13 protein-coding genes are annotated in these 14,201 nt (G+C 71.8%); 8 read left to right on the top strand and 5 right to left on the bottom strand.

Annotated features, from left to right (window positions below):
• Positions 1-414: 414 nt before the first annotated feature.
• The 3 genes from ACVUH9_RS13700 to ACVUH9_RS13690 all read left to right on the top strand — a co-directional run bounded on the left by ACVUH9_RS13700 (position 415) and on the right by ACVUH9_RS13690 (position 4,256).
• Positions 415-1,152, top strand: coding sequence for a hypothetical protein (locus ACVUH9_RS13700; RefSeq protein ID WP_475757806.1), 738 nt, complete (start codon positions 415-417; stop codon positions 1,150-1,152).
• Between the two features lie 846 nt (positions 1,153-1,998).
• Entirely contained in the window at positions 1,999-2,310 is a 312-nt protein-coding gene (locus ACVUH9_RS13695; protein WP_475757804.1) for a hypothetical protein, read from the top strand.
• Positions 2,311-4,022: 1,712 nt separating this feature from the next.
• Complete coding sequence (locus tag ACVUH9_RS13690) at positions 4,023-4,256, top strand: hypothetical protein (protein WP_475757803.1); 234 nt, start codon at positions 4,023-4,025, stop codon at positions 4,254-4,256.
• Positions 4,257-4,346: 90 nt separating this feature from the next.
• On the opposite strand, the gene ACVUH9_RS13685 is transcribed toward ACVUH9_RS13690, so the two are convergent.
• Positions 4,347-4,685 (bottom strand): hypothetical protein, encoded by a 339-nt coding sequence (locus ACVUH9_RS13685; RefSeq protein ID WP_475757801.1) that lies wholly within the window; start codon positions 4,683-4,685, stop codon positions 4,347-4,349.
• 288 nt (positions 4,686-4,973) lie between these two features.
• Here ACVUH9_RS13685 and ACVUH9_RS13680 point away from each other — a divergent pair, with 288 nt between their 5' ends.
• From ACVUH9_RS13680 to ACVUH9_RS13670, 3 genes are all read left to right on the top strand, one after another.
• Positions 4,974-5,585: a TetR/AcrR family transcriptional regulator gene (locus ACVUH9_RS13680; RefSeq protein ID WP_475757799.1), complete on the top strand. Its 612-nt coding sequence runs from the start codon at positions 4,974-4,976 to the stop codon at positions 5,583-5,585.
• 69 nt (positions 5,586-5,654) lie between these two features.
• On the top strand, positions 5,655-8,345 hold the full coding sequence (locus ACVUH9_RS13675) for an MMPL family transporter (RefSeq protein WP_475757797.1): 2,691 nt from the start codon (positions 5,655-5,657) through the stop codon (positions 8,343-8,345).
• A gap of 159 nt (positions 8,346-8,504) precedes the next feature.
• Positions 8,505-8,918: a VOC family protein gene (locus ACVUH9_RS13670; RefSeq protein WP_475757795.1), complete on the top strand. Its 414-nt coding sequence runs from the start codon at positions 8,505-8,507 to the stop codon at positions 8,916-8,918.
• A 126-nt stretch (positions 8,919-9,044) separates the two neighbouring features.
• On the opposite strand, the gene ACVUH9_RS13665 is transcribed toward ACVUH9_RS13670, so the two are convergent.
• Positions 9,045-9,452 (bottom strand): helix-turn-helix transcriptional regulator, encoded by a 408-nt coding sequence (locus ACVUH9_RS13665; protein ID WP_475757793.1) that lies wholly within the window; start codon positions 9,450-9,452, stop codon positions 9,045-9,047.
• A gap of 347 nt (positions 9,453-9,799) precedes the next feature.
• Here ACVUH9_RS13665 and ACVUH9_RS13660 point away from each other — a divergent pair, with 347 nt between their 5' ends.
• Entirely contained in the window at positions 9,800-10,159 is a 360-nt protein-coding gene (locus tag ACVUH9_RS13660) for a hypothetical protein (protein ID WP_475757791.1), read from the top strand.
• On the opposite strand, the gene ACVUH9_RS13655 is transcribed toward ACVUH9_RS13660, so the two are convergent.
• A complete protein-coding gene (locus ACVUH9_RS13655) occupies positions 10,073-11,047 on the bottom strand; it encodes a sigma-70 family RNA polymerase sigma factor (protein WP_475757790.1) in 975 nt (324 codons plus the stop codon). The genes ACVUH9_RS13660 and ACVUH9_RS13655 overlap by 87 nt on opposite strands.
• 272 nt (positions 11,048-11,319) lie before the next feature.
• On the opposite strand from ACVUH9_RS13655, the gene ACVUH9_RS13650 reads away from it, so the two are divergent.
• Positions 11,320-11,733: a hypothetical protein gene (locus ACVUH9_RS13650; RefSeq protein WP_475757788.1), complete on the top strand. Its 414-nt coding sequence runs from the start codon at positions 11,320-11,322 to the stop codon at positions 11,731-11,733.
• A 44-nt stretch (positions 11,734-11,777) separates the two neighbouring features.
• Here the strand turns inward: ACVUH9_RS13650 and ACVUH9_RS13645 are convergent, their stop codons facing one another.
• Together ACVUH9_RS13645 and ACVUH9_RS13640 are read right to left on the bottom strand one after the other, a co-directional pair.
• On the bottom strand, positions 11,778-13,277 hold the full coding sequence (locus ACVUH9_RS13645) for a sensor histidine kinase (RefSeq protein WP_475757786.1): 1,500 nt from the start codon (positions 13,275-13,277) through the stop codon (positions 11,778-11,780).
• A gap of 2 nt (positions 13,278-13,279) precedes the next feature.
• Positions 13,280-14,005 carry a response regulator transcription factor gene (locus ACVUH9_RS13640; protein ID WP_475757784.1) on the bottom strand — a complete coding sequence of 242 codons (726 nt, stop codon included), beginning with the start codon at positions 14,003-14,005 and terminating at the stop codon, positions 13,280-13,282.
• Positions 14,006-14,201: the final 196 nt, after the last annotated feature.

Raw genomic sequence — 14,201 nt, 5'->3', positions numbered from 1 at the left:
CTGACTATACATCGAGTCTCAGGCTGAAAACCGGTTTTGTTTTCGTTATGCCGCGGTGCTGCTGACCCCTCGGCCAGGAACATCGTTCCTACCTCGGGTCCGACGAGAGCATGACGCAGGCGCGCCTTCTCTGCTTCTCCCAGCGCCTGCCGTCGCGCGGACGGTCGACATCTTGCAGAGTCCCTCTCCCGTCGCTGCGAAACCTGCCGGCCGCGCCGTGACGGGGCGCACAATAGCCGACGTCCAGCGCGACGGCTGGCCAGGCGGACAGGAGGCCGTCAAGCGAACTGCGTCACAGATCGTGGCAAACGTGTACGTTTGGCCTATTCAGGGGTCGGCTCTACCGTCGGTCGCGTCGAACGCGACCTGCGCGAGCGCCCTGAGGTTCATCCCCGAGGAGAAGAGGGTCTCCCAATGCGCAAGCTCCAGCTCGCCATCCCCACCGTCGCCCTGATTGCGCTGTCGGCCGCGGCCGTCGCGCCGTCCTACGCCCAGGGACCCACGCCGGTCACGACCATTGAGGTCAAGCCGAAGGTCTCGCCCAACAAGGCGGGCACGAAGAAGAAGCCGCAGACCGTCAGCCTCGACGTCTCGGGCTCGGTCACGACCACCGGTGAGGACGGCGAGAACAAGCCGATCGTGCAGCAGGTCGTCATCAAGTTCCCGAAGGGCAGCCTCTACAACGGCGGCAAGGCCCCGAAGTGCAGTGAATCGGCGATCAACTCAGGCCTCCCGAAGGCCAAGTGCCCGGCGGGCTCGATCATGGGCGCCGGCTCCGCAACGGCTTGGGCCGACACCGTCTCGACGACGGCCAAGTTCACGCTCGTCAACGGCGGCGCCAACAAGGCCTTCCTCTACACCGAGATGACCAACCCGGCCGTCGTGCAGACCCCGGTGCCGGTCAGCATCAAGAAGGGCACCGGCCAGTGGGCGTACATCGCCACGGCGGTCGTCCCACAGAAGCTGCAGGTCGTGGGCGGCGTGCCGATCTCCCTTCGCACGATGAAGATCAAGACGAACGCCAACGCCAAGAAGCAGAACTGGCTGCAGACGACGTCCTGCCCGAAGGACAAGAAGTGGCCCTTCGAGGTCATCAGCTCGCAGAACACCACGGCTGACGCGACCTTCGCCAGCTCGGTGCCCTGCAAGTAGCAGACCGCTTTACAGCAGCGCGAATCTGCGCGTCGCCCTAGTGCGACGCAGCGGACTCGACGTTGCCACGGACACCTACGGCGTCCGACAGTTCCTCGGGGCCCCTGATTTCAGGGGCCCCGTTTCGCTGTCGAAGCGGTGCGCGGCTGACACAACTCCGCCTACGCGCCAAGCCAGAATCACGGCCGACCGCACCGGCCAGGGCCAGGCCAGGAGCAGGCGAGCACTCGAGGGGAAGCGAGATTTTCGCCACCCCACACGGCGCCAAGTACCCCTCGGCAGTCGCGGCCGAACGCAGAGCTCACCGCCGCCGCGACCCCCGACCCGCGGTCGTAACCGCTAGTTGATTCGCCATCTCAACGAGCGCCGCCAAGCAACACCCGGCCCACTATCCCAGAGGCTCAGAACGCGTCGTAGCCGTCCCCCTTCCGCGGCATCCCGCCCGCGCTGGCACGCGCCCTAGCAACGCCACCACGAGAGTGGAGAGATCCCTTGCGCCCTCTTACCCCGGGGCGCGACGGGCGAGAGAGCCCTGAGCAAAATACGGCGAGCAGGGCAAACCCCGGGGGTAGCTACCTAATATAGAACTCCGATGCGGTACAGTCCAACGCGCACCTAGACTATGACGACCGACTCTGGCCGCCCTGCCGCTTGGATGAAAGACTCGGTCTCGCGGCCATGGAGGCGTAGACCGGCACACGGCACTACGCCCCACCACACGCTGCGCCGCTTCAACGGGCGGCGCCCGCAGGTGCTCTCCTGCGAGGGCGCCCGATGAGGACCTGTGCCCTGTCAAAGGACAGACGCGAGCTTCGCGCATTGTCCCGTACTAACCGTGGAGAAAACATGAAGATTAAGTCGATCATGACCACCGCCACCGTGCTGGCCGCAACCGCGGCACTCGGCCTGCCGGGAGCCGCGCAGGCAGGCACACCGGGCGACCTCTGCCGCGTGGCAGGAGGAACCGGAGGGGGACCCGTGTTTCACACCACCATCGGCACCCTGCTCTACATCATTCCCGAGGGTGGCTACTTTCGCATCGAAGATTACGGGCCGATCATGAATCCCGGGATCACGAGCTACATCGGCCACGGCACATCGCAGCCCTCGGGCAAGATGGCACGCTGGGTCATCAACCAGTCGACCTGCGCCCCCTAGCAGTACCTGGGGGCCCGCCCGCACGCATGCGCGCGCCACCTCCCGCGACTGGTCTTGCCACCAAAAGGGCGGCGCACGAAGGGGCCCCGCCTCGGCGGGGCCCCTCGTCGTTCCTCGCGAGCCGGCCCGCGCATGCGCCACGCTCATCACAGCGCCCCCATCCATCGTCGCCCTGATCGCGGTCATGGACGTCCCATCATCGTACGCCCAGTGGCCCCCGGCCCGTCACGTCGATCGACGTCAAGCCGACCGCCTCGTCGAACAAGGCGGGCACGAAAAGAAGCCCCAGACCGTCGGCCTCACGCAGACCATCGCCCTTAGCGTCACGGGCTCGGTCACGGCCACCGGCGAAGACGGCGAGAGCCAGCCGATCGTGACGAAGGTCGCCATCAAGCTCCCGAAGGGCTGGCTCTACAACGACGGCAAAGGCCCCGAAGAGCATCCAGTCATAGCTCTGCCAGGACCCCCACAAGAGCGCCTGCCCCTGAATCAGGGGCCCGAGTCGTTGGAGGCCTCGCAGACCGAACCGCGCCACTACATGGCCCACTCGCCCCAGCTCCACCGCCCAGTGGCGAGGAGGAGAGGCCCTTCGGACTACCGAGGATATGGCGCGACAACCACGAATGGGCGACGGCCAACCCGAACGATACCCGGAGGCGCCCGAGTTCGACAGATACCCTTTTACCAGAACGGCCTAATGAGCCCCACGACTAAGACGATCGACTCTAGCCGTGCGCCGCGTGAAACGCTTGCGAAGCAATCGACCGAGACGCGGCGACACAGACCGCGCGAGCTCACCGAACCACAACCGAGGAAACCTATGAGTCGATCTCGCATCGCTACAACACTTGTCAGCCTGCCTGCCGCTTTGGCAATGACGGTACCCAGCGATGCCCAGGCCCTCACCCACCTTTGGGGTCCCACCGCCGACCTTGAGTGGACGACACAGTATGACCCGGAGGTGGCCCTCCATTCCTGGGCGTGGGTATTCGCCGGCACGTCGGATGCCTCGGGCAACAGTCGAGCCGTAGAGACAATTCGCGCCTACGCATCCACAGCAGTCGGAAATATTCGCACAGGGTCAGGATACAATATGGAGTGGCGGACCAAGGCTCCATTCTTTCAGGGCCCACCCCGTACAGTAGAGGATACGTATTCCGCGGAGGATGCACCGTAATTGCGCCGTATATAGCCGGCAGGTCAGATACCTAGCCATGCCCCAAAATGACGGAAGAAGCGCCGCGAAAATTAAGATGATTCAGGAAGCACGAACCCGTATGTCTACGTCAAGCCAGAATGTCTCACGCGCCCGACGCGGCGCGCTGACCTTCGGTGCTTTCGCCCTAGCGGCGGGCGCAGCCACCGCAGTCCAATCATCGCCGGCGCGGATAGCGCGCCCACCGCGCCGACGCAAACGCCCCGCGGTCGCCATGCAAGCCGCAAGTCCCGGCGCTCGCGTCTCGCTACCCGAACGGGGGCCGACGGCAGGCACGATCATTCCCCCGGCCCTCGCGAAACTGAGAGACAAGGCAGCAGACGGCGGGAAAGGCCCCGCAACGCTGAACAACGCCAGCGCCACAGTGCGCGTACCCCGAGCGGGACTGTGGATCGGTCGCTGGCCGTCGTCGACGACCAGAACGGCACCTGCCTCCCTCCTCACCGGCAAGTACGGCTCCAGCTTTGGCTGCGGGCCAGGCCTGGAGAAGGTCCCGATGCTCGGCGCACTCGACGTCGTCGACGCCAATCACTGGCGGGTCGCGTTCATGCTTCCCGATGGGGTCGAGACGTTCAAGATCGCCCTCAAGGACGGCACCACCGAGGCGATTCCGGTGACCGAGAACATTGTCGATACGGTCGTCGCTGGCGGCGGGCCGACCACGTTCACGTGGCGCGAGGCCAACGGCGAGGAGCGGACCGTCCCCGCCGGCGCGCCGAAGGCACCGTAGCCCCAATTCGTACCGGCAGCTCGGCAGCCTGCCGCACGAAGCGAGTAGACGGATGAGAAGGCCCTCGCAACCAGCGAGGGCCTTCTGTATTTACCGGGATCGCCGCCCTCGCGCATGCGCCACGTTGATCACCGCGATCCCCACCCACGCCACGATCACGGCGAGGGTGCCGCCGAAGGGGCCGAGGCCGTCGGAGGAGGCGAAGACGAGGACACCGAGGCCGATCGAGCCGAGGGCGATCGTGATCGTCACCAGGTCGTGGAGGAGCGAGAGCCTGTCGGCCCGCGGGCCGCGCTCGATGTGGGCGTCGACCCGCTCGAGGAGCGACGCCGCCAGGGCGTCCTCGTAGTCGCGGCCGAGCTCGGCGTTCGCCGCGGCGGTGGCACGTAGGTCCTCAGCCGTGACGGCGGGCGCGGAGCGAGTGGACATGGGCCGAGGATTGCTGGTCGCCGTCTGGATTTCAACGGCGTCCAGGAATTCTGGAGCAGGCCCCATCCGCGCCGGTGGGGGAAACCCCCGGCCCGGGCGGATCGACGACGCGAGGGCGGACGAGGGACGACGACCCAGACCCTCAAGTCGAGGGGCAGACCACACTCGGGACGACAGTCAGGACCCGATGGACGCCCCACGACGCTCCGCCGGGCCCAGCCTCCCCCCACCGAACCACCTCCCCCTGCCGGGCCCACCGCCCCCGGCCCGCACGTAGGATCGATCGCCATGCCGGGGCTCCGCGAACGCAAGCGTCACCGCACCTTCACCGCGATCCACGAGGCCGCGATGCGGCTGTTCGCCGAGCACGGGTACGCCGCCGTGACCGTGGCCGAGATCGCCGAGGCCGCCGAGGTCGGGCGCGCCACCGTCTTCACCTACTACCCCGCCAAGGAGGACATCGTCCTCGGCGAGGCCCCGCTGGCGATCGAGGCACTCCAGGCGCTGCTCGCCGAGACCAGCGACCAGGCCAGCGTGATCACCGCCGTCCGCGAGTGGCTGCGGACGCTCGCCGGCTGGATGGAGCCGGACCTGCTGCTCCAGAGCCAGCTCGCGGAGGAGGTCCCCGCCGTCAACGCCGCTCGCTCGCGGATGCTGCGCAGCGTCGAGACGACGATCGCCACCGCCCTCGCCCCCACCATGGACCCGGCCCGCCCGCTCGCGCCGCGGCTCGTCGCCAGCTCGCTGACCGCAGCGCTCGCCGCCGTCGAGCACGAGGCCGCCCAGCGGATGCGCAGCAGCGGACAGGCACTCTCGCCGGCCGAGGTCGACCGCCTGCTCGACGACGCGATCGCCTTCGTCGACGGCGGACTCGCACGACTGGGGAAAACCCCCGCCTAACCCTCCGGCCAGCTGGCATATTTCCGAGACTCCGTCGATTTCTGGACTGCGTCTCGCTACGTTCGGGGCATGACCGCCCTGCTCCGCACCCTCGCCCGAGCGACGACCCGCCGGCCACGGCTGTCGATCGTGCTCCTGCTCGTCCTCCTGATCGGCCTGATCGGCGGCGGGTTCGCCGTCGGCGGCCAGACCGTCGACGACTTCACCGTCCCGGGGATCGAGTCCCAGAAGGCCCAGGACCTGATCGCCGAGCGCTTCCCCGACCAGCGCGGCGACGCCGCCACCATCGTCCTCAGCGTCCCGGCCGGCAAGCTGGAGACGCCCGCCCGGACCGCCGCGATCCGCGACGCGCTCGCCGCGATCGAGCGGCAACCGCACGTCACCGCCGTCGACGACCCGTTCGCCGCCGGCCGGTTCTCGCGGGACGGCCGGACCGCGTTCGCGACCGTCTCCTACGACGCCGAGGCCGACGACCTGAAGGCCCAACCACGCGAACGGCTGGAGCACGCCACCGCCCCGCTCGAACGGGCCGGCGTGCGGGTCGCGATGTCGGGGCAGATCGTCGACGCCGGCAACGAGGGCAAGCTGCCGATCGGCGAGCTGGCCGGCGTGGTCGTCGCGCTGCTCCTGCTCCTGCTCGTCCTGCGCTCGGTCCGGGCCGCGCTCTCGTCGCTGCTGACCGCGTTCGTCGGTCTCGCGCTCGGCTTCGCGCTGATGAGGCTCGCCGCGACCGGGGTCGAGATCCCCAGCCTCGCGCCGACGATGGCCGCGATGCTCGGGCTCGGGGCCGGGATCGACTACGCGTTGCTCAGTGCCGCTCGCCACCAGGAGGAGCTGCGGCGCGGGAAGCGCCCCACCGCCGCGGCGATCCGGACCAACGAGACCGCCGGGCACTCGGCGGTGACGGCGGCCGCGATCGTGCTGATCTCGATCAGCGGCCTGCTCGTGACCGGGATCCCGTTCGTCGGCAAGGTCGGCGTCGTCGCCGGGCTCTTCGTGCTCGTGACCGCGCTGGTCGCCGTCCTGCTGCTGCCGCCGCTGTTCGCCGCCGCCGGCCACAAGATGCTGCCCCGCCGCGAGCGCAGCCACCCGCTCGCCCCGGATCCGGGGACCGCGCATCCGGGCTTCGCCGTGCGGCGCCCGTGGTTCGCGCTGCTGCTCGGCGGGATCGTCGCCGTCGCGTTGGTGATCCCCGCCACCGGCCTCGAGCTCGGGCAGCCCGACAACGGCAACCTGCCGACCGACCAGACGCAGCGCGTCGCCTACGACCGGCTCGCCGCCGCGTTCGGCCCCGGCTTCAACGGGCCGCTCGTGATCGCGGTCGACGCCGAGCGCGGCGGGGACGCCGCCGCGACCGCCGCGAAGCTGCGCCGGGCGATCGCCGCCGAAGGTGACGTCGCCTCCGTCACGCCGCCCGTCCTCAGCCAGCAGCGCGACGCGGCCCTGCTGACCGTCTTCCCGCGCAGCTCGCCCCAGGACAGCCGCACGGCCGACCTCGTCCACCGGCTGCGGGACACGACGATCCCGACCGCGGTCGACGGCACGCAGGTCGAGGCGCTGGTCGGCGGCTACAACGCGCGGCTGGTCGACGAGGCCCAGCGGATCAGCGACCGGCTGCCCGCCTTCGCGCTGGTCGTCGTCGGGCTCTCGCTGCTGCTGCTCGCGCTGACCTTCCGCTCGTTCAAGGTCGCCGTCCTCTCCGCGGTCCTGAACCTGGTCTCGATCGCGGCCGCCTACGGGATCATCCACCTGCTGTTCCAGACCAGCGGCGGGGCGGACCTGATTGGGGTCGAGGTCCAGCCGGTCGTGCCCTACGTGCCGCTGTTCATGTTCGCGATCCTGTTCGGGCTCTCGACCGACTACAACGTCTTCCTGCTCTCCCGCGTGCGCGAGGAGTGGCAGCGGCTCGGACACGTGCCGCCGGCCGTCGCGGAGGCGACCGCCCGCACCCGCTGGACGATCACGGCCGCCGGGGCGATCATGATCGCGGTCTTCCTCGGCTTCGCGACCGACCCGGACTCGACGATCAAGATGTCCGGCTTCGGGCTGGCGAGCGCGATCCTGGTCGACATCACGCTCGTGCGGCTGCTGCTCGCCCCCGCCGCGCTGACCCTGCTGGGCGATCGACTCTGGGGGCGGCCGGCGGTGGTCGGGGGTGCGGGGGCGGTCGGGGCCGCGGAGGCGGTCGGGGCGCCGGAGGCGGCGCGGGAGGGAAGGGGGGGGGGGGTGTGGGGGGGGGGGCGGGGGTGCGGGAGCGGTCGGGGCCGCGGAGGCGGTCGGGGCGCCGGAGGCGGCGCGGGAGGGCAGGCGGTATGGCGGGGGGTCGGGGGTGCGGGAGCGGTCGGGGGGTGCGGAGGCGGCGCGGGAGCAAGCGGCACGCGGTGTAGCGGGGGGGTCGTCGGCCCCGGGGGGGGCCTGCCGCCGCTCGGCTCGCCCCCGAACAGCGGGATCAGCGCGCTCACCACAGGGCGGCGACGAACGCACCGTTGTGTCGTCTCATTCCCCATCGCGGTGCGCTCGCGGGCGAACGCCGATCGAACGCACCGTTTCGTGGGTCGGGCGGCGCGAACGACGCGAGATGACGCCAGGCCCCGCTCCCCCGCCGGACCCCGCTCCCCCGCCGGACCCCGCTCCCCGGCCGGACCCCGTTCCCCCCGCCCGCAGCCGCTCCCCTGCCCGCAGCCGCTCCCGCCCGCTCTTCCTTCCCCCGCCCCGCCGCCCTCCACGCAACCGCTCTCGCCTCCGTCTCCCCTCCGATAACGCGCCACCCGGGGCCGACCTACCGCGTCCGGCGTGGCCCGTCCCGTGCTGCCTCCCACCAGTTGCGGGACGCGGTCCCACTGGCACACGGAGTCCTCGGACTGCAACCGAGCAGAAACGGAGAAACGACCGTCGGGAGCGTCGCCTAGGGTCACCTGCATGACCGCGACCCGCCTCTCCCACGTCTTCCTCTACGTCCGCGACCAGGAGGAGGCGTTGGCCTTCTACACCGGGCCCGTCGGCCTCGAGGTCCGGACCGACGCGCCGCTCGACTTCATGCGCTGGCTGACCGTCGGGCCGCCGAACCAGCCCGGGGTCGAGATCACCCTGCAGGCGATCGGGAGCCCGCTCCCGCCCGCCGACCACGAGCCGATCCGGCAGTTGGTGGCGAAGGGCTCGATGCCCTCGCTGATCTTCGTCACCGACGACTGCGACGCGACCTTCGAGCGGCTCCGGGCCGCCGGAGCCGAGGTCACGCAGGAGCCGATCGACCAGCCCTACGGCGTGCGCGACTGCGGCTTCCGCGACCCGTCCGGCAACCACCTCCGCTTCAGTCAGCTGCTGAACGGCTAGGTCGCCGCGGGCCGGCTCGTCAGCCGCCGGGGGCGCCGCGCGCCGCCGCCGTTCAGCCGCTGGCCGGGTGGCGCCGCGGGCCGGCCCGTTCAGCCGCTGGCCGGGTGGCGCCGCGGGCCGGCCCGTTCAGCCGCTGGCCGGGTGGCGTCGCGGGCGGTTCAGCGCGCGGGCGGCGCAGGCCGGCACCCCCGGCGCCTCCCGAACCGCCGCGCGGTAGGCGCTCGGCGTCATCCCCACGATCTCGCGAAACCGCGCGCTGAACGACCCGAGGCTGCGGAAGCCGACCTCGAGGCAGACCTCCGAGACCGACAGCTCCCCCGCCCGCAGCAACGCCATCGCCCGCTCGACCCGCCGCGTGAGCAGGTGCTGGTAGGGGCTCTCGCCGAACGCCTCCTGGTACTGGCGGGCGAAGTGCGACGGCGACGCATGGGCCGCCCGGGCCATCGCCGGGACGTCGAGCGGGCGTGCGTACTCGCGGTCGATCAGGTCCCGCGCACGGCGCAGGTGGGCGAGGTCGGCGATCGTCAGGGCCATCTCGCCGAGATCGTACGGCGCGGCCGGCCGACGAAGCGGGTCACGTTGCGTCGGGCCTGGCGGGTGGGGTCATTTGGCCCCGCTATGCGACGCGAGATGACTCCGGAAGGATCGTCCGACGCAAGCTGACCCCAGGACCCGCCCCGGCGCGCCGCGCCGTCCCGCCGGGCCCCGTCGTCCCGCCCGCCCCGTCGCCCCGCCCCGTCGCCCCGCCCCGTCGCCCCGCCCCGTCGCCCCGCCCCGTCGCCCCGCCCGGGCGCCCGCCGGCCCCCGTCGCCCCCACCGACTTCCGCGTCCCGCCCGCCCCGCCCGCCCCGCCGCCAGGCAGGCGTCCACCACGCCGCCCGATGAGTTCGTCGTCTCCCTGCCGTCTTGATGGCAAGCGAGACGAGGGGTTCGTGCACGATCCGAGAGACAAGCCGATGACCGTGGTGATGGTCCTCGCCGACGGGCGCGAGAGGATCGTCGGTCACGCGTGCACGCGCGCCGTCGACCTCGACGTCGTCGACGCGCTGCTCCGCCTGCAACTGCACGCGCGCCGACGCGGCTGGCGGTTGCAGGTGCGCGACGCGACCGACGACCTGCGGTCACTGCTCGTGCTGCTCGGGCTGGAGGAGGTCCTAGTCCTCGAGCCGCGCCGGCAACCCGAAGTCCACGAACCGCTCGGGGTAGATGAAGTGGTGCAACCCGGTGATCCGCCCGCCTGAGGTCTCCACCACCACGATCGCCCACGGCTCGTAGACGCCCGGACCGGTCTGGTTGTAGATCCCGACCGCGGGGCCGCCGTTGGCCGAGGTGACGCGCAGCCGCGAGCCCTCGCACTTCGCGCCGGTGCCGAGCATGAACTCGCCGGCCGCCTGCGGACCGCGCAGCCAGAGCGGGAACGGCGGCATCGAGAAGGTCGCGTCCTCGTGCAGCAACGCCACCAGCGAGGTGATGTCGTAGCGCTCGAAGGCATCGACGTAGCGGGCCAGCAGCTCCTGCTGCTCGGGCTCGACCACTTCCTCGCCAGCCTCGTCGAGGTCGAGCTCGGTCAACGTCGCCCGCGCCCGCTGGAGGGCGCTGTTGACCGACGCGACCGACGTCTCCAGCAGCTCGGCGACCTCGGTCGCCTGCCAGCGGAGCACCTCGCGCAGGATCAGCACCGCCCGCTGGCGGGGCGGCAGATGCTGGAGCGCGGCGACGAACGCCAGCCGCAGGGTCTCGCGGGCCCCGGCGACCTCAGCCGGGTCGCTCTCGGTCGACAGCACCCGCGTGTCGGCGATCGGCTGGACCCAGGCGTGCTCGGGCAGACCGGCACCGAGTGCCGCGCCGGCGCTCGACGAGGGCCCGAGGTCCATCGGCAGCGCACGCCGCTGCGGGCTCCGCAGGATGTCGAAGCAGACGTTGCTGGCGATGCTGTAGAGCCACGACTTCAACGCCGCGCGCGCCTCGAGCCGGTCCGCGGCCTTCCACGCCCGGACCATCGTCTCCTGGACCGCGTCCTCGGCCTCCGAACCGGAGCCGAGCATCCGGTAGCAGTAACCGGTCAGGGCCCGGCGGTGGCTCTCGAGTTCCTGTTCGATCGGGGCGTACGCGTCGGAACCGGTCAGCACGGCCTAGATCGTAGACCGATGTGGGGCGTACGCCAACCGGAATCGCCACCACCATCCGTCCGCGGTCCGCCGCCGCCGAACCTGGACGCGTTCGATGGCAAACGACGTGTCCGGACCGCTGAGTGCACGGGAACCTGCGCGTACGGCGGCTCGACCTGCGACGCTTTCCTCATCACCGAACCCGCCGCCCGCAATCCGGGCTGACGGTCCGGTGTTCCGCGTGCCTCGGCGCGCAGTGCCCCTCGATGCGCGCCGGCCCGACACAACTCCAGTTGATCCAGACCTCGCGCTGGCGACCGGAGTTCACCCTCAGCGAAGACGGCGACGTCCGCGGGACCCTGCTCTGGGGTGAGACGCCGCGGACGGCGATCGCGACCGTCGACGAGATCGTCTGGCGACTACGGCCCGGCCCCTGCCCGTCGGCGATCGAAGCCGTGAACGACGCGGACGAGGTCGAGCTGCTGCTCCGCGACCACCAGATCGAGCTGCCCGACGAGCCCGGCGAGCCGCTGTCGTGGCGGCGCCACCGGCGTCAGCCGACCGGCCTCGAGATCCGCGGGCCGGAGGCCTCGGCCGCGTTCCGGCGGCGGCACGGCGGCCCGCGCGGCGTCGACATCGAGGTCGAGGGCGAGCTCGCCCACCGCGACCTCGTGCTGCTCGTCGCCGGCTACGACCTGCTGCGGTAGGGCGCAGCCCGCCGCGCCCCGGCTGGCGGCGCGCGTGCCGGCCTTCAGGCGGCGCCCGCGGGCGTCCCGCCGCGCGCCTCCGGCCCGACCAGCGGCAGCCGGACCACGAACGACGCTCCACCGTCCGGGGCGTTGGCCGCACGGACCTCGCCGTCGTGCGCCGCCACCACCGCGGCCACGATCGCCAGGCCGAGTCCCGCCCCGCTGCGGCCCCGGGCCCGCCCGCCCTCGGCGCGCCAGAAGCGGTCGAAGAGGGCGTCCGGATCGTCCCCCGGGAGTCCCGGTCCGTGGTCACGGACCTCGAGCTCGACGTGGCCGTCGTCCCGCCGCGAGCGGACCTCGACCGGGCTCCCCGGCGGCGTATGGACGAGCGCGTTGCGCAGCAGGTTGCCGAGCACCTGGCGGAGCTGCCCGTCGTTGCCGCGAACCAGCGCCTCGCCGTCGGTCCGGATCTCGATCGGGCGGGCGGGATCGGTCGCGTGGGCGTCCTCGACCGCGTCCTCCGCCAGCAGCGCGACGTCGATCACCGCGGTCGCCTTCTCCGGTGCCTCGTCGAGCCGCGCGAGCACCAGCAGGTCCTCGACCAGCGTCCCCATCCGCGCGGCCTCGTCCTCGATCCGGCCCATCGCCTTCTGCACGTCCGCCGGCTCGCGGACCGCGCCGACTCGGAACAGCTCGGCGTACCCGCGGATCGAGGCCAGCGGCGTGCGCAGCTCGTGGGAGGCGTCGGAGAGGAACTGGCGCAGTCGCCCCTCGCTCGCCTCGCGCTCGGCGAACGCTCGCTCCAGCCGCGCGAGCATGCCGTTGATGGCGAGCCCGAGCCGCCCGACCTCCGTCTTCGGGGTCGCGTGGTCGACGCGCTGGTCGAGGTCGCCCGCGGCGATCGCCCCCGCGGTCGCCGCCATACGGTCGAGCGGGCGCAGCCCGATCCGGACGATCACCCAGGCCAGCCCGGTCAGCAGCGCCAGCGTGATCGCGATCACCAGCGCCTCGGTCCGGACCAGGCTCGACAGCGTCTCGTCGACGTTCGTCAGCGGCACCGCGACCAGCGTCGACGTCCGGCTCGCCGCGTTCCCAAAGCCCGGACCGGGCCCCGTTCGCACGACCTGGACGCGATAGCGGAGGTCATCGTCGCCGACCGCCTCGACGGTGAAGGGACGACCGGGATGGACCACCGCCGGCAGCTTCGGGATCGCCGGGGCCGGCGCGGTCGAGCCGTACGGGCGGCGGGGCGTGAGCGCCCTGCCGGTGCGCCGGCCGGCGGCGTCACGGGACTCGCCGTAGGTGCCCGGCGGGAGGCTCGGCCCGCGGGCGTCGTCGCCGTCGGGCGCCGGCCCGCCGCGCGGGCCGGGCAGCGGCGTGACGGAGCGACCGTCGATGCGGTCGAGCTCGCGCGTGACCCCGGGGGCCGCCGAGCGCAGCTGGCCGTCGACCTGTTCGATCAGCGCCGAGCGCTGGGCGGTGTAGGTGACCGTCGCCAGCACCAGCATCGCGACGGTCGTGAGGACGAAGAGGGTCGCGATCAGGCGCGCGCGCAGGGTCACCGTCAGCGCCTCGGAGCGCGCAGCGCGTAGCCGACGCCGCGGGCGGTGTGGATCAGCGACGGCAGCGCCTCGCCGCCGCTCCCGGCGGGGGTCTCCAGCTTGCGGCGGAGGTAGCTGACGTACGTCTCGAGCACGCGGGCGTCGCCGCCGAAGTCGTAGTCCCAGACGTGATCGAGGATCTGGGCGCGGGTCAGGACCCGCCGCGGGTTGCGCAGGAAGTACCGCAGCAGCCGGTACTCGGTGTCGGTCAGCTCGATCAGGTGGCCGGCGCGGGTGACCTCGCGCGTGTCCTCGTCCAGCTCCAGGTCCTCGAACCGCAGGATCGGCGTCTCGTCGGTCGCCTGCCCGGTCCGGCGCAGGATCACCCGGATCCGCGCGACCAGCTCCTCGAGGCTGAACGGCTTGGTGACGTAGTCGTCGCCGCCGGTGGTGAGGCCGCGGAGCTTGTCCTCGGTCGCATCGCGGGCGGTCAGGAAGACGATCGGCACGTGGCTGCGCTGGGCGCCGAGCCGCTCGGCGACGTCGAAGCCGGTCATGTCGGGCAGCATCACGTCGAGGACCATGATCTGGGGCCGGAACGCCTCGACCTGGGCCAGGGCCTCGGCGCCGGTCGCCGCGGTCGCGACCTCGAACCCCTGGAAGCGCAACGCCATCGAGACGACGTCGACGATGTTCGGTTCGTCGTCGACCACGAGCACGCGGTGCGCAGGCGTCTCCTCGCTGCTCATGGACGCAGTATCGCGGCCGAACCTGGGAGGAACCTGGGGATCGCCTGGGCGGCCCGCCCGACGTCTCGTCCGGCGGGCCGGGGCGGGGCGAGGCGAGGCGAGGCGAGGCGGGCGGGGCGAGACGAGGCGGGCGGGGCGAGACGAGGCGGGCGGGGCGAGACGAGGCGGGCGCGGCGAGACGAGGCGGGCGCGGCGG

The organism is Patulibacter ginsengiterrae, from assembly GCF_056269115.1.
The sequence above is the reverse complement of the archived record's forward strand: the minus strand, read 5'-3'. Positions and strand labels throughout refer to the sequence as shown.

Coding starts and splice junctions, on each gene's coding strand:
- ACVUH9_RS13700 (WP_475757806.1), top strand. CDS start 415: ATGCGCAAGCTCCAGCTCGCCATCCCCACCGTCGCCCTGATTGCGCTG.
- ACVUH9_RS13695 (WP_475757804.1), top strand. CDS start 1,999: ATGAAGATTAAGTCGATCATGACCACCGCCACCGTGCTGGCCGCAACC.
- ACVUH9_RS13690 (WP_475757803.1), top strand. CDS start 4,023: ATGCTCGGCGCACTCGACGTCGTCGACGCCAATCACTGGCGGGTCGCG.
- ACVUH9_RS13685 (WP_475757801.1), bottom strand. CDS start 4,685: ATGTCCACTCGCTCCGCGCCCGCCGTCACGGCTGAGGACCTACGTGCC.
- ACVUH9_RS13680 (WP_475757799.1), top strand. CDS start 4,974: ATGCCGGGGCTCCGCGAACGCAAGCGTCACCGCACCTTCACCGCGATC.
- ACVUH9_RS13675 (WP_475757797.1), top strand. CDS start 5,655: ATGACCGCCCTGCTCCGCACCCTCGCCCGAGCGACGACCCGCCGGCCA.
- ACVUH9_RS13670 (WP_475757795.1), top strand. CDS start 8,505: ATGACCGCGACCCGCCTCTCCCACGTCTTCCTCTACGTCCGCGACCAG.
- ACVUH9_RS13665 (WP_475757793.1), bottom strand. CDS start 9,452: ATGGCCCTGACGATCGCCGACCTCGCCCACCTGCGCCGTGCGCGGGAC.
- ACVUH9_RS13660 (WP_475757791.1), top strand. CDS start 9,800: ATGAGTTCGTCGTCTCCCTGCCGTCTTGATGGCAAGCGAGACGAGGGG.
- ACVUH9_RS13640 (WP_475757784.1), bottom strand. CDS start 14,005: ATGAGCAGCGAGGAGACGCCTGCGCACCGCGTGCTCGTGGTCGACGAC.